This is a genomic window from Amnibacterium soli (assembly GCF_039544415.1).
GTDB classification, from domain to species: Bacteria; Actinomycetota; Actinomycetes; order Actinomycetales; family Microbacteriaceae; genus Amnibacterium; species Amnibacterium soli.
In genome coordinates this window covers 660,540-679,640 of sequence record NZ_BAABLP010000002.1, presented here as the reverse complement: position 1 = coordinate 679,640, position 19,101 = coordinate 660,540, and the positions used below count along the sequence as shown (strand labels likewise).

At 73.1% G+C, this 19,101-nt stretch carries 16 protein-coding genes, 4 tRNA genes and 1 pseudogene; 13 read left to right on the top strand and 8 right to left on the bottom strand.

Annotated features, from left to right (window positions below; all coding sequences use genetic code 11):
- Positions 1 to 62: 62 nt before the first annotated feature.
- The 4 genes and pseudogenes from ABEA53_RS07205 to ABEA53_RS07190 all read right to left on the bottom strand — a co-directional run bounded on the left by ABEA53_RS07205 (position 63) and on the right by ABEA53_RS07190 (position 5,381).
- The gene (locus ABEA53_RS07205) at positions 63 to 2,225 is read right to left on the bottom strand and encodes a 3-hydroxyacyl-CoA dehydrogenase NAD-binding domain-containing protein (protein WP_345480368.1); all 2,163 of its coding nucleotides are present in this window, start codon (positions 2,223 to 2,225) and stop codon (positions 63 to 65) included.
- Positions 2,222 to 3,463, bottom strand: coding sequence for a thiolase family protein (locus ABEA53_RS07200; RefSeq protein ID WP_345480589.1), 1,242 nt, complete (start codon positions 3,461 to 3,463; stop codon positions 2,222 to 2,224). The genes ABEA53_RS07205 and ABEA53_RS07200 overlap by 4 nt, the downstream gene beginning before the upstream one ends.
- Positions 3,464 to 3,700: 237 nt before the next feature.
- Positions 3,701 to 4,792: pseudogene (locus ABEA53_RS07195) on the bottom strand (ribonuclease D); the annotation flags it as partial.
- On the bottom strand, positions 4,785 to 5,381 hold the full coding sequence (locus ABEA53_RS07190; protein ID WP_425550604.1) for a DUF3000 domain-containing protein: 597 nt from the start codon (positions 5,379 to 5,381) through the stop codon (positions 4,785 to 4,787). The pseudogene ABEA53_RS07195 and the gene ABEA53_RS07190, both read right to left, overlap by 8 nt.
- Positions 5,382 to 5,482: 101 nt before the next feature.
- On the opposite strand from ABEA53_RS07190, the gene ABEA53_RS07185 reads away from it, so the two are divergent.
- Positions 5,483 to 6,718, top strand: a complete 1,236-nt coding sequence (locus ABEA53_RS07185; protein ID WP_345480366.1) for an alpha/beta hydrolase — start codon at positions 5,483 to 5,485, stop codon at positions 6,716 to 6,718.
- Here the strand turns inward: ABEA53_RS07185 and ABEA53_RS07180 are convergent.
- Genes ABEA53_RS07180 through ABEA53_RS07170 form a run of 3 tightly spaced genes read right to left on the bottom strand, consistent with a single transcriptional unit; the run spans position 6,627 to position 8,655 of the window.
- The gene (locus ABEA53_RS07180) at positions 6,627 to 7,337 is read right to left on the bottom strand and encodes a dihydrofolate reductase family protein (protein ID WP_345480365.1); all 711 of its coding nucleotides are present in this window, start codon (positions 7,335 to 7,337) and stop codon (positions 6,627 to 6,629) included. The two genes, ABEA53_RS07185 and ABEA53_RS07180, sit on opposite strands and share 92 nt — an antisense overlap.
- A gap of 2 nt (positions 7,338 to 7,339) precedes the next feature.
- Positions 7,340 to 7,759, bottom strand: a complete 420-nt coding sequence (locus tag ABEA53_RS07175; RefSeq protein ID WP_345480364.1) for a SufE family protein — start codon at positions 7,757 to 7,759, stop codon at positions 7,340 to 7,342.
- Complete coding sequence (locus ABEA53_RS07170; protein WP_345480362.1) at positions 7,756 to 8,655, bottom strand: sulfurtransferase; 900 nt, start codon at positions 8,653 to 8,655, stop codon at positions 7,756 to 7,758. The genes ABEA53_RS07175 and ABEA53_RS07170 overlap by 4 nt, the downstream gene beginning before the upstream one ends.
- A 199-nt stretch (positions 8,656 to 8,854) precedes the next feature.
- On the opposite strand from ABEA53_RS07170, the gene zapE reads away from it, so the two are divergent.
- Positions 8,855 to 9,811, top strand: coding sequence for a cell division protein ZapE (gene zapE / locus ABEA53_RS07165; RefSeq protein WP_345480588.1), 957 nt, complete (start codon positions 8,855 to 8,857; stop codon positions 9,809 to 9,811).
- 219 nt (positions 9,812 to 10,030) lie between these two features.
- Positions 10,031 to 11,326, top strand: coding sequence for an ammonium transporter (locus ABEA53_RS07160; RefSeq protein ID WP_345480361.1), 1,296 nt, complete (start codon positions 10,031 to 10,033; stop codon positions 11,324 to 11,326).
- Between the two features lie 379 nt (positions 11,327 to 11,705).
- Here ABEA53_RS07160 and ABEA53_RS07155 read toward each other — a convergent pair.
- A tRNA-Val gene (locus tag ABEA53_RS07155) sits at positions 11,706 to 11,778 on the bottom strand.
- A 130-nt stretch (positions 11,779 to 11,908) separates the two neighbouring features.
- Between ABEA53_RS07155 and ABEA53_RS07150 the strand changes: the two genes are divergently transcribed.
- The 10 genes from ABEA53_RS07150 (at position 11,909) to ABEA53_RS07105 (ending at position 19,099) form a co-directional block, all read left to right on the top strand.
- Positions 11,909 to 11,980 (top strand) — tRNA-Gly (locus ABEA53_RS07150).
- Between the two features lie 62 nt (positions 11,981 to 12,042).
- Positions 12,043 to 12,113, top strand: a tRNA-Cys gene (locus tag ABEA53_RS07145).
- A gap of 37 nt (positions 12,114 to 12,150) precedes the next feature.
- Positions 12,151 to 12,225: transfer RNA gene (locus ABEA53_RS07140), tRNA-Val, on the top strand.
- A gap of 284 nt (positions 12,226 to 12,509) precedes the next feature.
- On the top strand, positions 12,510 to 13,166 hold the full coding sequence (locus ABEA53_RS07135) for a hypothetical protein (RefSeq protein WP_345480360.1): 657 nt from the start codon (positions 12,510 to 12,512) through the stop codon (positions 13,164 to 13,166).
- 80 nt (positions 13,167 to 13,246) lie between these two features.
- Positions 13,247 to 15,319 (top strand): threonine--tRNA ligase, encoded by a 2,073-nt coding sequence (thrS, locus tag ABEA53_RS07130; RefSeq protein ID WP_425550603.1) that lies wholly within the window; start codon positions 13,247 to 13,249, stop codon positions 15,317 to 15,319.
- A complete protein-coding gene (locus ABEA53_RS07125; RefSeq protein ID WP_345480359.1) occupies positions 15,316 to 15,867 on the top strand; it encodes an HIT family protein in 552 nt (183 codons plus the stop codon). The genes thrS and ABEA53_RS07125 overlap by 4 nt, the downstream gene beginning before the upstream one ends.
- A 162-nt stretch (positions 15,868 to 16,029) precedes the next feature.
- The gene (gene pdxS, locus ABEA53_RS07120; RefSeq protein WP_345480358.1) at positions 16,030 to 16,956 is read left to right on the top strand and encodes a pyridoxal 5'-phosphate synthase lyase subunit PdxS; all 927 of its coding nucleotides are present in this window, start codon (positions 16,030 to 16,032) and stop codon (positions 16,954 to 16,956) included.
- Positions 16,953 to 17,534, top strand: a complete 582-nt coding sequence (gene pdxT / locus ABEA53_RS07115) for a pyridoxal 5'-phosphate synthase glutaminase subunit PdxT (protein ID WP_345480357.1) — start codon at positions 16,953 to 16,955, stop codon at positions 17,532 to 17,534. The genes pdxS and pdxT overlap by 4 nt, the downstream gene beginning before the upstream one ends.
- Before the next feature lie 146 nt (positions 17,535 to 17,680).
- Positions 17,681 to 18,289, top strand: a complete 609-nt coding sequence (locus ABEA53_RS07110) for a hypothetical protein (protein ID WP_345480356.1) — start codon at positions 17,681 to 17,683, stop codon at positions 18,287 to 18,289.
- Positions 18,290 to 18,334: 45 nt separating this feature from the next.
- Complete coding sequence (locus ABEA53_RS07105) at positions 18,335 to 19,099, top strand: YebC/PmpR family DNA-binding transcriptional regulator (RefSeq protein ID WP_345480355.1); 765 nt, start codon at positions 18,335 to 18,337, stop codon at positions 19,097 to 19,099.
- The last annotated feature ends 2 nt before the right edge of the window (positions 19,100 to 19,101 follow it).

The window sequence follows — 19,101 nt, the reverse complement described above, 5'->3', positions numbered from 1 at the left end:
CACCGGTGTTCACGGATACGGGGATCTGGCAGGCCGGATCCCCGTATCCGCGAACAGGAGGGTCAGCGGTGGGCGGCGCCCCGGATGGGCGGGGTGTGGAAGGTGCCGCCGAAGGCGCGCTCGCTGGCGCCCACGCGGTCGAGGTAGGGCGTGATGCCGCCCGCCTGGAACGGGTAGCCGGCGCCCAGGACGAGGCAGAGGTCGATGTCCTCGGGCGCCGCGACGACGCCGTCCTCGAGCATCCGGTGGATCTCGTCCGCCAGGCCGTCCTCGACCCGGAGGCGGAACGCCTCCGCCGTCATCGGCGTCGTGTCCTTCGGCAGCGACCGCTTCACGATGGCGAGGGCCCGCTTGTCGAAGCCCTTCACCTCGCCCTTGTCGTCCTTGTCCAGCAGCACGCCCGCGTCGGCGAGCGCGTGCAGGTTCGCGGAGTCGAAGAAGCGGTCCGGGAAGGCGGCGTGGTGCGTGTCGAGCACGTGCGCGCCGACCTGCAGCCCGACCAGGTCGAGCAGCTCGAACGGCGACATCGGCAGCCCGAACGGGTCGAGCGCATGATCGACGACCTCGAACGGCGTGCCCGTGTCGACGGCGTGCATCGCCTCGCCGAGCACCTTCGCGAGCACCCGGTTCAGGACGAAGCCCGGGGCGTCCTTCGTGATGACCGCGTTCTTCTTCAGGTTCTTCGCGACGACCATCGCGGTGGAGAGGGCGGCGTCGTCCGTCTTCGCCGCCTTCACGACCTCGACCAGCGGCATCACCGCGACCGGGTTGAAGAAGTGGAAGCCGACCAGCCGCTCCGGGTGCGCCAGGTCGGCCCCGATCGCGTCGACCGACAGGGACGAGGTGTTCGTCGCGAGCACGGCCTCGGGGGAGAGGTGCGGCTCGACGTTCGCGAACACCTGCTGCTTCACGCCGAGGTCCTCGAACACCGCCTCGATCACCCAGTCGCAGTCCGCGAAGTCCGCGATCGCGGTGGTGCCCGTGATGGTCGCCCGCAGCCGGTTCGCCTCGTCGGGGTTCACGCGGCCGCGCTCGGCGAGCTTCGCGATCTCGCCGTGGATGCGGGCGACGCCCGCGTCCACCCGCGCCTGGTCGAGGTCGGTGATCAGCACCGGCACCTTGAGGCGGCGGGCGAACAGCAGCGCGAACTGCCCGGCCATCAGGCCCGCGCCGATGACGCCGACCTTCGTGACCTTCTTCGCCAGCGCCTTGTCGGGCGCGCCCGCCGGCCGCTTGGCCCGACGCTGCACGAGGTCGAACGCGTACAGCGACGCGGCCGCCTGATCGCCGGCGAGCAGGTCGGCCAGCGCCTCGTCCTCGGCGCGGAACCCGGCGAGCACGGCGGCCCGGTTCGTCGCCTTCTTCGCGCCGGCGAGCAGGTCGAGCGCGGCGTACGGCGACTTCGGCACCGTGCCGATCTTCGACTCGAGGCTCTTGCGGGCGACGCGGATCGCGATGTCCCACTTCACCGTGCGCTCGAGGCGGCCCGGCGCGTGCGGGCGCTCGACCTTCGTCCGGCCGGCGATGACGCCGGACGCCCAGGCCACCGACCGCTCGAGGTAGGAGGCGGAGGGGAGGATCGCGTCGGCGATGCCGAGGTCGAACGCCTGCTGCGCCGTGAGGGTGCGGTTCTGCTTCAGCGGGTTCTCGACGATCACCCGCAGCGCGGCCTCGATGCCGATGAGGTTCGGCAGCAGCGTCGACCCGCCCCAGCCGGGGATGATCCCGAGGAACACCTCGGGGAACGCGACGGCGGGCGCCGAGGCGTCGATCGTGCGGTAGTCGGCGTTCACCGCGATCTCGAGGCCCCCGCCGAGCGCCAGCCCGTTGATGAAGCAGAACGTGGGGACGCCGAGCTCGCCGAGGTGCCCGAGCACCCGGTGGCCGAGCTGCGCGAGCTGCAGCGCCGTGGCCCGGTCGGGGATCGAGCCGACCTGGCTGAGGTCCGCGCCCGCGGCGAGGATGAACGGCTTGCCGGTGACGGCGAGACCCGCGATCTCGCCGCGCGCCGCGCGCTCCTTCTGCGCGAGCAGCACGGTCTCGAGCGCGAGCAGGCTGCGCGGGCCGAGCGTGTTCGGCCGCGTGTGGTCCCGGCCGTTGTCGAGCGTGACGAGCGCCAGCACGCCGCCGTCCGGCAGCGGCACGTCCTTCGCGTACGCCTCCGTCACGACCTCGTCGACGCTGAGCGCGACGAGGTCGGCGACCTTCTCCTGCAGATCCGTCACTTGCCCGAGCCCTTCCGTGCCTTCACTGCGCCCGCCTTCTTGGCGGCCTTCCGGTCGAAGTGCGGGTTCTCCCACACGACGCTGCCGCCCTGACCGAGCCCGACGCACATCGCGGTCAGGCCGTACCGGACCTCGGGGTGCTGCTCGAACTGGCGGGCGAGCTGGATCATCAGGCGGACGCCGGAGGAGGCGAGCGGGTGCCCGAAGGCGATCGCGCCGCCCCACGGGTTCACCCGGGGGTCGTCGTCGTCGATGCCGAAGTGGTCGAGCAGGCTGATGACCTGCACGGCGTAGGCCTCGTTCAGCTCGAACAGGCCGATGTCGTCGATCGACAGCCCGGCCTTGCGCAGCGCCTTCTCGGTGCTCGGGATCGGCCCGATGCCCATGATCTCGGGCTCGACGCCCGCGAAGGCGAAGCTGACGAGCTTCATCTTGACGGGCAGCCCCAGCTCCTTCGCGGCGTCCTCGCTCGCGATCAGGGAGGCGGTCGCCCCGTCGTTCAGCCCGGAGGCGTTGCCCGCGGTCACGTACCCGTGCGGGCGGAAGGGGGTGCGCAGCTGCGCGAGCCCCTCCATCGTCGTCTCGGGCCGCATGAGCTCGTCGCGCACGGCGAGGCCCCAGCCGTCCGCGCCGCGCGTGGCAACCGGTACGAGGTCGGGCTGGATGTCGCCGGAGGCGTACGCCGCAGCGGCCTTGTGCTGCGAGCGCATCGCGAAGCGGTCGGAGCGCTCCTTGGTGAGGTGCGGGAAGCGGTCGTGGATGCGCTCCGCGGTGCGGCCCATCACGAGCGCGTCGGAGCCGACGAGCCGCTCGCTGACGAAGCGGGGGTTGGGGTCGGCGTCGAAGCCCATGGGGTGGTGGCCCATGTGCTCCACGCCGCCGGCGATGGCGACGTCGTACGCGCCGAAGGCGATCGCACCGGCGACCGTCGTGACGCTCGTCATCGCGCCGGCGCACATGCGGTCGATCGCGTACCCGGGCACCGTCTGCGGCAGCCCGGCGAGGATCGCGCTGGTGCGGCCCAGGGTCAGGCCCTGGTCGCCCTGCTGGGTCGTCGCGGCGATCGCCACGTCGTCCACGCGGTCCTTCGGCAGCTGCGGGTTCCGCTCGAGCAGCTCGACCATCGTCTTCACGACGAGGTCGTCGGCCCGCGTCCCCCAGTACATGCCCTTCTCGCCGGCTCGTCCGAACGGGGTCCGCACCCCGTCGACGAACACGACCTCACTGCGCTCGGTCACCTGCTCGACTCCTTCGATCGGACCCGGGAAACGGGCCTCCGGGATCATTCCCGCACGGCGCGCGGCGACCGAATCGGCTGCAGGAGACCTACGAGGGCGATCCGGCCGGGTCCACGACCTCTTGTCCAGCACGTACAAAGGCATCGGCGATCGCTTGTGCCGTGGCCACGATCTGCCAGGTCGCGCGCCGTGCGCGGCGAGGCCGTCGGCGATCGTCGCCTCGGACAGCTCGGCCGGCGGCTCCCACGCGACGCGGCGCAGGGCCTCGGGCGGCAGGAGGTTCTCGGCCGGCAGCGACATCGACTCCGCGATCTCGGCGACCACCGGGCGGGCGGCCTTCAGCCGGCGATCCGCCTCCGGGTTGCGGTCGGCCCAGGAGCGGGGCGGCGGCAGCGTCTCGGACGGCACGCGGGTCGCGGGCAGGTCCGCCGCGGCGAGTCCCGCCTCGACCGCGGACCACCATCGGTCGATCTCGGAGCGGCTGGCCCGCCCGCTGAAGCTGCGCATGCCGGCCAGCTCGCGCTTGCTGGCGGGAGGCGTCCGGGCGACGGCGACGAGGGAGGCGTCGGGTACCAGCCGGCCGGGCGCGGAGTCGATCTCCCGCGCGTAGGCGTCGCGGGCCTGCCACAGCGCACGGGCGACGGCGAGGTTGCGGGCGCCGCGCACCGAGTGCACCCCGGACAGTCGGCGCCACGGCTCGGCAGGGGCGGGGCGCGCCTCCTTGGTGCGGACCGACTCGAACTCCTGGTCCGCGATCTCCGTCTTGCCCTGCTCGACCAGGAGCTCCGCCTCGCGGTCCCGCACGTCGAGCAGCAGCTCCACGTCGAGCGCCGCGTAGACGAGCCACGGCGCGGGCAGAGGCCGGGTCGACCAGTCGGCGGCCGAGTGCTCCTTCGCGAGGTGCAGCCCCAGCAGCTTCTCGACGACGGCGCCGAGTCCGACGCGCTCGAAGCCGAGCAGCCGGGCGCCGAGCTCGGTGTCGAAGACGCGGTCGGGCACGAGCCCGACCTCGAGCAGGCAGGGGAGGTCCTGGCTGGCGGCGTGCAGCACCCACTCGGCGCCGCGCATCGCCTCCGCGAGCTCGGAGAGGTCGTCGAACGCGATCGGGTCGAGCACCACCGTGCCCGAGCCGCGGCGGTAGAGCTGGATCAGGTAGGCGCGCTGCGAGTACCGGAAGCCGCTCGCGCGCTCGGCGTCGACGGCGATGGGGCCGGATCCCGCGGCGATGCGGCGGACGGCGTCCTGGTAGGCCTCGAGGTCGTCGACGACCTCGACCGGCTGGGACGGCGTCGCGTCCGGCAGCGGGCGCCCTTCACCCGGGTCAGTCACGCCCTGCTCGTCGTGCGGACAACACGCTCACTCCCTCTGCCGCCGGCGGGAGGCCGGCGAGCATGCACAGCAACTCGCTCCAGCCTTCCACATGCTTGCCGAGGTCCAGGTCGGTCGGCGTCCAGGAGGCGCGCAGCTCGACCTTGGCGCCCGTGCCCTGGTTCGCGAGCTCGCCGAAGCCGGAGGAGACGATCGTGGTGGCGGTGCCGGACGCGGCCGTGTACTCGGCGCCCCGCACCTCGAGCGCGTCCGTCAGCCACGACCACGTGACCTCCGCGAGGAACGGGTCGGTGCCGATGTCGGTCTCGAGCGGCGCCTGCGCGAAGCAGACCACGCGGAAGTCGCCGTCCCACGCGTCCTGGCCCGCCGGGTCGTGCAGCAGGATGAAGCGGCCGGTGCCGAGCTCCGAGTCCTCGCCGTGCACCTTCTGGCGCACGTCGCCGGCGAGGGCGAGCGAGTAGGGGGCGACCTGCGTGGGGGAGGTGATCTCCGACACGATCAGGTCGTTGCGCACCCGGGCGGCCGCGATCGACTCCCGCGCCTGCTCGAAGGGCGCCGACGTTCCGATGGGTCCGCTCGGCACGGGCACAGCCTAGGGCGGCGGCACCGGGAACCCCCTCGGCGCGCGGCGGACGGGGGAGACCGCGGACCTCTACGATGCGCAGACGTCCGGCGGCGGGAGGGGTGGCGATGGCAGCGCGAGTCGACCCCGCCCGCGGCGCCGTCGCGGCCGGCGTGGTCGCCGCGGGGGCGCTGCTGACCGGTGCGCTGACAGCGAGGACCGCCCGGCGCATGACCTCGCCGCGGCCGCAGCGCGCCACGGCGGTGCAGGGCGTCGACCTGGCGGGCGGCACGATCCGGTTCGGCCCGACGCCGGAGGCGCTGCTGCCCGGCCGCTACAGCTTCTGGTTCGCGGAGGGCCGCGGGCACGCGCGGGTCGGCGCGGTGATCGGGCAGGACGGCGACGGGGTGCTCCGCGAGCTGCTCGGCGTCGACACCGGCGACCTCACCGCCGCGCGGGAGGGCCGCTTCAACGGCTGGATGTACCTGACGCCCGACGCCTTCGGGGTGCCGTACCGCGCCGAGCGCATGCAGACGACCCAGGGCGCCGTGCCCGCGTGGGCGGTCCCGGGCGGCGACGGCACCCGCTGGGCCGTGCTCGTGCACGGCCGGTCCAGCGTGCGGCAGGAGGCGCTGCGCGCGGTCCCGGCGTTCCTCGCGGCCGGCTGGTCGGTGCTGCTGCCCGCCTACCGCGGGGACGGCGAGGCGCCGGCCGGCGACCCGACGCCCTACGCGGTGACCGACGGCGAGTGGGTCGACGTGGAGTCCGCGATCCTGCACGCGCTCGACGAGGGCGCGACGGAGGTCGTGCTGTGCGGCTGGTCCTCGGGGGCCTCCATCGTGCTCGCGACCGCGCAGCGCTCGCGGGTGCGGGAGGTCATCCGGGGCGTCGTGCTCGACTCGCCCGTGCTCGACGGGGCGTCCGCGCTGCTCGCCCGCGGGGAGGGCGTGCCCGAGCCCGTGCGGCGCGGCGCGCTGTCGCTGCTCTCCAGCCGATGGGGCGGACTGGTCGGGGCGGGCGGCCTCGACGTGCACCCGGCGGAGCGCGCCGATCCGGCGGCGCTCGAGGTGCCGGTGCTGGTGCTGCAGAGCGAGGACGACGGCGTCGCCCCGCCGGAGGTGGCGCGCCGGTTCGCCGCCGCCCGTCCCGACCTGGTGCGGCTCGTGCCCTTCGTCGGCGCGCGGCACACGCGGCTGTGGAACCTCGACCCGAAGCGGTGGGAGGGCGCGGTCACGGCGTGGCTCGACGACGACCGTGCCGCGCTCGAGCGGTTCAGCGCCGGTGAGGCCGCCACCGCGCGTACAGCCGGTCCGTCTCGTCGTGGAGCAGTCCGGCGAGGGACCAGGGCTCGCCCAGCGCTCTGAGCGACGGGCCGCCGCCGGCGAGCAGGGGAGCGGTGGTGAGGTCGAGCTCGTCGACGACGCCCGCCGTCACGAGCCGGCCGGCCAGCTCCGCGCCGCCCTCGCAGACGATGCGCGGCAGCCCCTCCGCGGCCAGCGCGTCGATCAGCAGCGTCGGCTCCGCGCTGAGGTCGCCGGAGACGGCGACGACGCGCGCGCGGTCGCCGACGCGGTCGCGGAGCGCGTGGACCACCCGGTCCGGACAGAGCACGATCGCCCGGCGGCCGTCCTCCGTCGGCTCCGGCAGCACGTCGACCGCGAGGTCGCCGCGGCGCGTCGCGACGGCGAGCGCGGCGGTGCGGGGCATGCCGAGCCGTTCGGCGCGCAGGGTGCCCGCGCCGACCAGCACGACGTCGGCCGAGCGCCGCAGCACGGCCAGCAGCAGCCGGTCGATCCCGCCCGTCAGCCCGTCGGACGTGCCGTCCGACGCGGTCGTCTGCCCGCCCAGCGCGGCGACGAGGTTCACGCGGACCCACGCGTCGCCCTCGAGCGCGTACCGCTCCCCGAGCCAGGCGCGCATCGCGTCCCGGTCGAGGTCGACCGGGTCGGCGGGCGTCGGGAGGAGGGGCTGGACGACCGGCACGCCTACGCCTCCCGCAGCTGCCGCTTGATGCGGGCGAGCAGCCCGCTCATGCCGCGCAGGCGCAGGGGCGACACCGCGGCGGTGAGGCCGAGCGTGTCCGGGAAGTCGTCGGGCACGGCGAGCGCCTCGTCGCGGCTGAGGCCCTCGAGCCCGTGGGCGAGCACGGAGGCGAACCCGCGGGTCGTCGGCGCCTCCGCCGGTGCGCTGGCGTGCACGTGCACCACGCCGGCGGCGAGCTCCGCCTTCACGAACACGGGCGCCTGGCACTCCGGCACCCGCTCGAGCAGGTCGGTGGAGTCGCCGAAGCGCTCGGGCAGCGGAGGCAGGTCGTCGGAGTACTCGAGGAGGAGCAGCAGGCGCTCCCGCGGCTCGACCGCCAGGAACTCCTCGCGGATCGCCTCCAGCGCGGCAGGGGTGCTCACCGGACCGCCGGGACCTCGCCGGGCTGCTCGCCCTGCACGATGGGGACGCGGACCGCGCTGCCCCACTCGGTCCACGAGCCGTCGTAGTTGCGCACCTTGTCGTAGCCGAGCAGGTGGGTCAGCACGAACCAGGTGTGGCTGGAGCGCTCGCCGATGCGGCAGTAGGCGATCACGTCGTCGCCGGGGCGCAGGCCGGCGCCGTCCTGGTAGATCGCCTCCAGGTCCGCGCGGCCCTTGAAGGTGCCGTCCTCGGCCGCCGCCTTCGCCCAGGGCACGTTCTGCGCCGTGGGGATGTGGCCGCCGCGCAGCGCGGACTCCTCGGGGTACTCGGGCGCCGTCGTGCGGGCGCCGGAGTACTCGAGCGGGCTGCGCACGTCGATGAGGGGCGCGCCGAAGTGGTCGAGCACGTCCTCGCGGAACGCGCGCACCTGCGAGTCGTCGCGCTCGACGACCGGGTACTCGGTCGGGGTGCGCACCGTGGCGTCGCGCGTGACCGGGCGCTCCTCCGCGATCCACTTCGCGCGGCCGCCGTCGAGCAGGCGCACGTCCTCGTGGCCGAACAGCGTGAAGACCCAGAGGGCGTACGCGGCCCACCAGTTGCTCTTGTCGCCGTAGACGACGAGCGTCGCGCCGCGGTCGATGCCGAGGCGGCCGAACAGCGCGGCGAACGCCTCGCCGTCGATGTAGTCGCGGGTGACGGGGTCGTTCAGGTCCGTGTGCCAGTCGACCTTCACGGCGCCCGGGATGTGGCCGGTCTCGTAGAGCAGGACGTCCTCGTCGGACTCGATCACCACGAGGCCCTCGTCGCCGAGGTGCTCCGCGAGCCACTCGGTCGAGACGAGCCGTTCCGGGTGGGCGTACCCCGCGAACCGCGTGCTGTCGTCCTGCTCGGCCATGCCGTCCTCCTCGATCGCGCGTCCACTGGCGCCGGAGGACGTCGGCAGTACGCTGCCACCGCCGTCCTGGCGGCCCCGACGACCCTACGCATCAGGAGTGACCACCCGTGGCGCGAGACCGCTTCTGTGACGTCCGGCGGCGCCCGTGACGGCCCCTCGCCGCCTGGCCGACGTCGTGCCGCAGGTCGACCCCGCGCGGATGGCCGCGTCGCTCGTGCCGCCGCGCCAGTTCGCCGACGCCCGCCTCGAGAACTACCGGCCGGACCCCGACCACCCGTCGCAGGCGGAGGCGGTGGAGGCGGTCCGCACGTTCGCCGCGGGCTGGGGCCCGCGCACCGGCGGCCTGTTCCGCCGCGGTCCGAAGGCGCCCGAGCGTCCCGGCCTCTACCTCGACGGCGGCTTCGGCGTCGGCAAGACGCACCTGCTCGCCGCGCTGTGGCACCTGGCTCCGGGCCGCAAGTACTTCGGCACGTTCATCGAGTACACGGCGCTCGTCGGCGCCCTCGGGTACGCGGACGCGGTGCGGCTGCTGTCCGGCGCCTCCCTGATCGCGATCGACGAGTTCGAGCTCGACGACCCGGGCGACACGATGCTGATGTCGCGGCTGCTCGGCGAGCTGGTGCAGGGCGGCACCCGGATCGGCGCGACGTCGAACACCCCGCCGAACGCGCTGGGGGAGGGCCGCTTCGCCGCCGCCGACTTCCTCCGCGAGATCCAGGGCCTGTCCGACCGGTTCACCACCGTGCGGATCGGCGGCCTGGACTACCGGCGGCGCGACGCCGCCGAGGCCGCGGTCGTCGCGGGGGAGTCGGCCGTGGCCGCGCTGCCCGACGCCGCCGGCACGACCGTCGACGACTTCGGCGCGCTGATCGACCACCTCGCGACCGTGCACCCCGCGCGCTACGTCGGCCTCGTCGACGGGCTGCGCACGGCAGGCCTGCGGGACGTGCGGCCCCTGCCCGGGCAGACGGAGGCGCTGCGCTTCGTCGCGCTCGTCGACCGCCTCTACGACGCGCAGGTCGCGCTCGTCGCCAGCGGCGAACCGCTCGACCGGGTGTTCGGCGAGGACATGCTCGCGGGCGGCTACCGGAAGAAGTATCTCCGGGCGATCTCCCGCCTCGTCGCGATGACGAACGCGGGCGCCAGGGCGTCCTGAGGCCGGACCGATCGGGCGCTCGGAGCGTCGTGTAACACGACGTTCACATCGAGCGCCGTTTCGTAACGCCCGGGAAACACGGGACGTCGGGCGGCGAAACGTGCCTCCTCCACACTCGTCGCGGGTTCCTGTGCTCCCCGTTCCGATGCGGGGGTGCGCCAGCACGCCGGTGCACGGGAAGCCTCCCTCCCGCACGAACAAGAGAGGTCCCCGGTCCCCATGGCCCCGATCCTGCACGCCGCTGCTCCGGCGGCGACCGCGACTGACCTGAACTCGCTGTGGCTGATGGTCGCAGCGGCCCTCGTCCTGCTCATGACGCCCGGTGTGGCGTTCTTCTACGGCGGCATGGTCAAGGCGAAGAGCGTCATCAGCATGATGATGATGAGCTTCGGCGCGATCGCCCTCGTCGCCGTCCTGTTCGTCCTCTACGGCTACTCGATGGCGTTCAGCCAGGGCTCCAGCTGGGCGATCCCCGGCATCGTGGGCAACCCCTTCGCCAGCTTCGCGCTCATCCCGCAGCTGACGTCGGGCGCCGATGGCGCGCCCGACCTCAACGCGCTCGCGTTCGCCGGGTTCCAGGCGACCTTCGCGATCATCACCGTCGCCCTGATCTCCGGCGCGATCGCCGACCGCGCGAAGTTCGGCGCGTGGATGGTCTTCGCCGGCGTGTGGGTGACGCTCGTCTACTTCCCCGTCGCCGCGTGGGTCTTCAACCTCGGCGACGACGGCGGCTGGATCCAGGGCTTCGGCGTGAACGACTTCGCCGGCGGCACCGCGGTGCACATCAACGCCGGTGCGGCGGGCCTGGCGCTCGCGATCGTGCTCGGCCGCCGCGTCGGCTTCGCCAAGGGCATGGTCAAGCCGCACAACGTGCCGCTGACGCTGCTCGGCGCCTCCCTGCTGTGGTTCGGCTGGTTCGGCTTCAACGCCGGCTCCGAGGCCGCGGTCGACGGCGTCGCCGCGCTCGCCTGGATCAACACGCTCGCCGCCCCGGCCGCCGCCACGCTCGGCTGGCTGATCGTCGAGAAGCTCAAGGACGGCAAGGCGACCTCGATCGGCGCCGCCTCCGGTGCGGTCTCCGGCCTCGTCGCCATCACCCCCGCCTGCAACATCCTGACGCCGTTCTGGGGCATGGTCCTCGGCATCATCACCGGTGCCGTCTGCGCCCTCGCGGTGGACCTGAAGTGGCGCCTCGGCTTCGACGACTCGCTCGACGTGGTGGGCATCCACTTCGTCGGCGGCTGGATCGGCACGCTGTTCATCGGCCTCTTCGGCACCGGCCGCGGCCTGTTCTTCGGCTTCGGCCCCGCGTCGCTCGGCCAGCAGTTCGTCGGTGCGGCCGCCGTCACCGTCTTCTCCTTCTTCAGCGCGGCGCTGCTCGGCTGGATCATCCAGAAGACGATCGGCTTCCGCGTCACGAGCGAGGACGAGGTCGCCGGCGTCGACAACACGGTCCACGGCGAGGAGGGCTACCTGCTCGACGACCGCGAGGACGCCTCCGCGATCCGCGTCTGACCCGTTCGCAGCACGAAGGCCCGTCCCGGTACGCCGGGGCGGGCCTTCGGTGCTCATCGCTGCGCCGCCGCCGCTGCGGCGCAGCTGTGCGCTTCGCGGCCCTGAACGGGCCGCGTTCCGCGCGGGCTCGGATCGGGTCGTGCAGGCAGGCGGCAGGCGGCGGTACATCGCCGACGCACTCGGCGCTCCGCGGCGCTGGACGGGCTCAGGAGGGCTGCTCGAGGTGCTGTGCGCTCTCCGGCAGCATCGGTCGTTGCGGCAGCCTCCTGCGGCGGATTCCCCTGCCGCAGGGCGCGGACGCTGCCGGAGGCGGCGGCGCTTCCTGCGCCTGAGAACGGCTAAGGCCCTGCTCCCGTAGGGGAGCAGGGCCTTCTCGCGGTGGGCGATGCCGGACTCGAACCGACGACCTCTTCGGTGTGAACGAAGCGCGCTACCAACTGCGCCAATCGCCCGCGGCTGACCATGATGCCACAGCCGCGGAGTCCCCTCCGATGGCAGCAGGTCACCAGGACGGGGCGTGTCGCTCGGTTCGCGCGGCGTCCCGGGATCGGCTACAGTCATGGACGCCCCGCGAGGGGCGATGCGGATGTGGCGCAGTGGTAGCGCATCACCTTGCCAAGGTGAGGGTCGCGAGTTCGAATCTCGTCATCCGCTCGGTGGGACCAGTCGGATTCCGACAGGCCGCACGGTCCACCCACGTTGGTCTTCACAACACCGGTGGGGTGGCCGAGAGGCGAGGCAACGGCCTGCAAAGCCGTGTACGCGGGTTCGAATCCCGTCCCCACCTCGAACGGAACGCGCTCCTCGCGAGCGCAGGCCGGCTCGGGCGATTGGCGCAGTGGTAGCGCGCTTCCCTGACACGGAAGAGGTCACTGGTTCGAACCCGGTATCGCCCACCAGGACCCCCGCCTCGGCGGGGGTTTCGTCGTCTCCGGGCTCAGGAGGCGACCGCGCTGCCGGTATGACGGTCGCTCCGGTCGCGCAGCCCATGCGCTCGTCCGACCGACTCCCTCTTCGCAGGAGCGTCCTGTCGGCCCACGACTGGATCCATCGACGTCGACCGTGCCCTCGTCCGCCGCACGGACGAGCTGCAGCGCGACCGACGCGCCCGGCGCCCGCGCGATCGGGCGGGCTCGCCGCGCGATCGGTCATCCTGGAGCGGGGGCGACGGGCGGGAGGGACGATGGCGGATCGGACGGCGCCGGAGGACTGGACCGCGCCGGTGCACATCCGGCGCGCGGTCGAGGAGGAGGCCGAGGAGGGCCTGCTGCTCGCGGAGTACGCGACCCGCATGCGCCTGAAGAACCGGATCATCGTCGACACCGTCACCGCCGAGGGCTCGATCGACCCGGAGGCGTGGGCGGACGAGGTGCGGCTCGTGCTGGGCCGGCTGCGCCTCGAGGCGGAGGGCTCCGCGCGCCGGATGGAGCAGGAGCTGCGCATCGCCCCGCTGGCCGACGGCAGCGCCACCCACGAGCACGACTACCGCGCATCCGACGCCGACAACCTCGACCGGCGCCGCCGGGTCTACCGGCTCGTCGCGCGACGGCTGCTGTCCTGGGAGAACGACGCCGGGCAGGTCGCGGCGCTGCTCGAGGCCGCGCGGCGGGACGCGCAGGAGGAGGTCGACGCCGCGCTCACCCGCGCGGTCAGCGGCGACCCCGTCGGCCGGGTCGACGACGAGGCGCACCTGCGCGAACGGCTGCGCCTCATCGCGACCGTGGACCTGCCGGCGCTCGAAGCCGCGGTGCACGGCGGCTCGGCGCCCATCCGCGTGCCGCCGCCCAGTCCGCTGCGTCGCCGGGTCGACCACCTGCTCGCCCGCCTCCGCCGGCGCTGATCGGCGGGTGGCCGCGGGGAGGGCCGCCATCACCGCCGGCGCATACAGTTGAGGGCCTGCGACCGAAAGGGAACCCGCTGTTGAGCGACCTCACTCCGCCTGCCGACTCCGCCGAGCACGGACCGGCGGTGACGACGGGGCGAACCCTCTTCGGCGCGGACCGCGAGGTCGTCGCCGTCCGCGTCGACGGCGCCCTCTGGGACCTCGACCGTCCGCTGCCGGACGGCGTGCACGCCGAGCCGGTGCCGATCGGGTCGCCGGACGGCCTGTCGATCCTGCGCCACTCGACGGCGCACGTGCTCGCCCAGGCGGTGCAGCGCATCAACCCGGAGGCGCGGCTCGGCATCGGCCCGCCCGTCACCGACGGCTTCTACTACGACTTCGACGTGGCGCAGGCCTTCACCCCCGAGGACCTCAAGGCGCTGACGAAGGAGATGGAGCGCATCCAGCGCGCCGGCCAGCGCTTCGAGCGCCGGGTCGTCACGGAGGCGGAGGCGCGCGAGCTGTTCGCCGCCGAGCCGTACAAGCTCGAGCTCATCGGCCTGAAGGGCTCGGTGCAGGAGGGCGGCGCCGCGGAGTCCGACGAGGCCGTCGAGGTCGGCGCCGGCGAGCTGACCGTGTACGCGAACGTCGACCGGCAGACCGGCGAGGTCGTCTGGCAGGACCTCTGCCGCGGCCCGCACGTGCCGAGCACGGGCGTGATCCGGAACGGGTGGGCGCTCACCCGCGTCGCCGCCGCGTACTGGCGCGGCTCGGAGAAGAACCCGCAGCTGCAGCGCATCTACGGCACCGCCTGGCCGTCCAAGGACGAGCTGCGCGCGCACCAGCACCGCCTCGAGGAGGCCGCCAAGCGCGACCACCGCAAGCTCGGCGCGGAGCTCGACCTGTTCAGCTTCCCCGACGAGATCGGCTCCGGCCTCGCGGTCTTCCACCCCAAGGGCGGCGTCATCCGCCGGCAGATGGAGGACTACTCGCGCGAGCGCCACGAGGCGGGCGGGTACTCCTTCGTGTGGTCGCCGCACATCACCAAGGAGAACCTCTTCCAGACCTCCGGCCACCTCCAGTGGTTCTCGGACGGGATGTTCCCGCCGATGCACCTCGACGAGGAGGTCGACGCCGAGGGCAACGTCACCCGGCAGGGCCAGGACTACTACCTGAAGCCCATGAACTGCCCGATGCACAACCTGATCTTCCGGTCGCGCGGGCGCAGCTACCGCGAGCTGCCGCTGCGGCTCTTCGAGTTCGGGTCCGTGTACCGCTACGAGAAGTCCGGAGCGCTCGCGGGCCTCACCCGCGTGCGCGGCATGACGCAGGACGACGCGCACCTGTACGTGGCGCAGCACCAGGTGAAGGAGGAGCTGACCCGCACCCTCAACTTCGTCTTCGACCTGCTGCGCGACTACGGGCTCGACGACTTCTACCTCGAGCTGTCCACCCGCGACGACAGCCCCAAGTTCTCGGGCAACGACGAGATGTGGGACACCGCCACGGCGACCCTCGCGGAGGTCGCCGCGGAGACCGGGCTCGAGCTCGTGCCCGACCCGGGCGGCGCCGCGTTCTACGGCCCGAAGATCAGCGTGCAGGCGCGCGATGCGATCGGCCGCACCTGGCAGCTGTCCACCGTGCAGCTCGACTTCGACCAGCCCAACCGGTTCGACCTCGAGTACACGGCGCCCGACGGCACGAAGCAGCGGCCGGTGATGATCCACCGCGCACTGTTCGGCTCCGTCGAGCGGTTCTTCGCGATCCTGCTCGAGCACTACGCGGGGGCGTTCCCGGTCTGGCTGTCGCCGGTGCAGGCCGTCGGGATCCCCGTCGCCGACGAGTACGCGGACCACCTGCAGGGGGTGCTCGACCGCCTGCGGGCGGCGGGCGTGCGCGTCGAGCTCGACGCCTCCGACGACCGGATGCAGAAGAAGATCCGCAACCACACGCTCGAGCACGTGCCGTTCCTGCTGATCGCGGGGGAGAAGGACCGCGACGCGGACGCGGTCAGCTTCCGGTTCCGCGACGGCACGATGCGCAACGGCGTGCCCGTGGAGGAGGCGGTCGCGCTGATCACGGGCGCGATCCGCTCCCGCCTCCAGGTGTCGACCGCCGACGACCTCGAGCCGGCGAACGGCGCCGGTGCCGCCGCGGTCGGAGCGGTGTGAGCGACGCACCGGAGGTCGTGGACGGCGCGGTCGGGATCCCGGACGCGTACCAGCGCCTGTGGGTCCCGCACCGCATGGCCTACATCTCGTCGAACCACACGGGGCCCAACGCCGGCGGCGGCGAGGGGGAGTGCCCCTTCTGCGAGGCGCCGAAGCGGAGCGACGAGGAGGCGCTGATCGTGCACCGGGGCGAGCACGCCTACGTGCTGCTCAACCTGTTCCCGTACAACTCCGGCCACCTCCTCGTCTGCCCGTACCGGCACGTGCCGCTGTACGACGAGGCGACGACGGAGGAGGCGGCCGAGATCGCGGCGCTGACGCAGACGGCGATGCGGGTGCTCCGCGAGGACGCCCGCTGCGACGGCTTCAACATCGGCATGAACCAGGGCGTGATCGCCGGCGCGGGCGTCGCGGCGCACCTGCACCAGCACGTCGTGCCCCGGTGGGCGGCGGACGCGAACTTCTTCCCCATCATCGGCGCGACGAAGGCCCTGCCCGTGCTGCTCGGGGACACCTGGGCGTCGCTGAAGTCCGCCTGGCCCGCCTGATCGCGGATCCGCAGATCCTCCGCGGAGCCGCGGTTCCCGCCCGACACGCCGCCCGACGCCGCCGCGCCCCCGCGCGTCGCGAAGGAATTGCGGATCCGCGAACCCCGTTGTCCCCACGAGTAGCCTTGCCGTTCGACTTCCACCCCTGATCAGGAACCTGAGATGACCGACACGCTCAACCCCACGACCGCCTCCGCAGCGAACGAGCCCGGCACCGGCACCGCCCGCGTCAAGCGCGGCCTCGCCGAGATGCTGAAGGGCGGCGTGATCATGGACGTCGTCACCGTCGAGCAGGCGAAGATCGCCGAGGACGCCGGGGCCGTCGCCGTGATGGCGCTCGAGCGGGTCCCCGCGGACATCCGCGCGCAGGGCGGCGTCGCCCGCATGAGCGACCCCGACCTGATCGCCGGCATCGTCGAGGCCGTCTCGATCCCGGTCATGGCGAAGGCGCGCATCGGCCACTTCGTCGAGGCGCAGGTGCTGCAGCACCTCGGCGTGGACTACATCGACGAGTCCGAGGTCCTGTCGCCCGCCGACTACGTGAACCACATCGACAAGTGGAAGTTCACGTCGCCGTTCGTCTGCGGCGCCACCAACCTGGGCGAGGCGCTCCGGCGCATCACCGAGGGCGCGGCGATGATCCGCTCGAAGGGCGAGGCCGGCACCGGCGACGTCTCCGAGGCGACCAAGCACATCCGCACCATCAAGGGCGAGATCGCGGCGCTGAAGGCGAAGTCGCCCGACGAGCTCTACGTCGCGGCCAAGGAGCTGCAGGCGCCGTACGACCTCGTGGTCGAGGTGGCGCGCCTCGGTACGCTGCCCGTCGTGCTGTTCACCGCGGGCGGCGTCGCCACCCCGGCCGACGCCGCGATGATGATGCAGCTCGGCGCGGACGGCGTGTTCGTCGGCTCCGGCATCTTCAAGTCGGGCGACCCGGCGCTGCGCGCCAAGGCGATCGTGAAGGCCACGACCTTCTACGACGATCCGGAGGAGATCGCGAACGCCTCCCGCGGGCTCGGCGAGGCACTGGTCGGCATCAACGTCGCCGACGTGCCCGCGCCGCACCGCCTCGCCTCGCGCGGTTGGTGACCGGTCCCCGCGTCGGCGTCCTCGCCCTGCAGGGCGACTTCCGCGAGCACCTCGCCGTCCTGACGGAGCTGGGCGCGGACGCGGTGCCGGTGCGCCGCGCCCGCGAGCTCGAGCAGGTCGCCGGCCTCGTGATCCCCGGCGGCGAGTCGACGGTGATGGACAAGCTGTCGCGCGCCTTCGGCCTGCGCGAGCCGCTGCAGGAGCGGATCGCTGCGGGCATGCCGGTCTACGGCACCTGCGCCGGCCTGATCATGCTGAGCGACCGCGTGCGGGACGCGCTGCCCGACCAGCAGACGCTCGGCGGGCTCGACGTCACGGTCCGCCGAAACGCGTTCGGCACCCAGGTGGACTCCTTCGAGACCGACCTCGACGTGGAGCTGCTCGACGGGCCGCCGGTGCACGCGGCGTTCATCCGGGCGCCGATCGTCGAGGAGGTGGGCCCCTCGGCGGAGGCGGTCGCCACGCTCGACGACGGACGCGTGGTCGCCGTGCGGCAGGGCACCCTGCTCGGCACCTCCTTCCACCCGGAGATCACCGGCGAGACCCGCTTCCACCGCCACTTCCTCGGCCTGCTCTGACCCTTCGGCGGATCCGACCCTTCGGCGGAGCACGACAGCAGGAGAGGACGACGTCAGCAGGACGATTCGGCCGGTCTCCTCCTGCTGAAGCTCCTTCTTCCTGCTGTCGTGCTCGATTCCTCCTGCTGTCGTGCTCGACTTGCCTCGTGAAGCTGTACTCGGACTTCGGCGGGCGCCGGACCTACCAGATCCTCGGCGACCTCGCGGCGGTGGCCGTGATCATCGTCGGCGTGGTGGTCGCGGTGGCCATCCACGACGCGATCGCGGCGTTCAGGAGCATCGGGGCGGACGTGACGAGGTCGGGGAACGACTTCTCGTCGACCATGCAGGACATCGGCCGGCGGCTGAGCGGTGTGCCGCTGATCGGCGGCGGGATCAGCGCGCCCTTCTCGAGCGCGAGCGACGCGGGCGGCACCCTCGCCGACGCCGGCACGAGCTGGCAGGCGGGCGTCGAGCACCTCGCGACCCTCGTCGGCTGGACCGTCGCCGCGCTGGTCGTGCTCGTCGTGCTCGTCGGCTGGGTCCGCCCGCGGCTCGTCGGCGGCGTGCGCCGGGCCGCCGTCGCGCGGCTCGCGACGGCCTCCGCCTCCCTCGACCTGCTCGCCCTGCGCGCGCTCGCGACCCGGCCCGCCCGCGCGGTCACGAAGCTCGACGACGACGTGGTCGCGGCCTGGCGGCGGGGTGACCCGGAGGTGATCCGGCGGCTCGCGGCGCTCGAGCTGCGGTCCTCCGGGGTCCGGCTGCCGGAAGCATGACGCGCGCCCGGTAGCATCGGTCCGGCATTTCGGCAGGAGGCGCACGTGTCCGGACACTCCAAGTGGGCGACCACCAAGCACCAGAAGGCGATCAAGGACCAGCGACGGGCGAAGTCCTTCGCCAAGCTGATCAAGAACATCGAGGTGGCCGCCAAGATGGGCGGCGCCGACCTCTCGGGCAACCCGACCCTGGTCGACGCCGTGCAGAAGGCGAAGAAGACCTCGGTCCCCAACGAGAACATCGACCGCGCGATCAAGCGCGGCGCCGGGCTCACGGGCGAGACCATCAGCTACGACACGATCATGTACGAGGGGTACGGCCCGAACGGCGTCGCCCTCCTCATCGAGTGCCTGACGGACAACCGCAACCGTGCGGCCGCCGAGGTCCGCACGGCCATGAGCCGCAACGGCGGCCAGATGGGCGACCCGGGCAGCGTCGCCTACAACTTCAGCCGCAAGGGCGTCATCCGCGTCGCGAAGACCGACGGCCTGTCCGAGGACGACGTGCTGGGCGCGGTCCTCGACGCGGGCGTCGAGGACGTGGCGGACCACGGCGAGGAGTTCGAGGTCGTCACGGAGCCCGCCGACCTCGTGACCGCGCGCACCGCGCTGCAGAGCGCAGGCATCGACTACGAGTCCGCCGACAGCGAGTTCGTGCCGGGCGTCAGCATCGAGATCGACGACGTCGAGGTCGCGCGGAAGATCCTGCGGCTCGTCGACGCGCTCGAGGAGAGCGACGACGTGCAGAACGTCTTCGCGAACTTCGACCTGTCCGACCAGGTCTCGGCCGCCCTCGACGAGGAGGACTGACC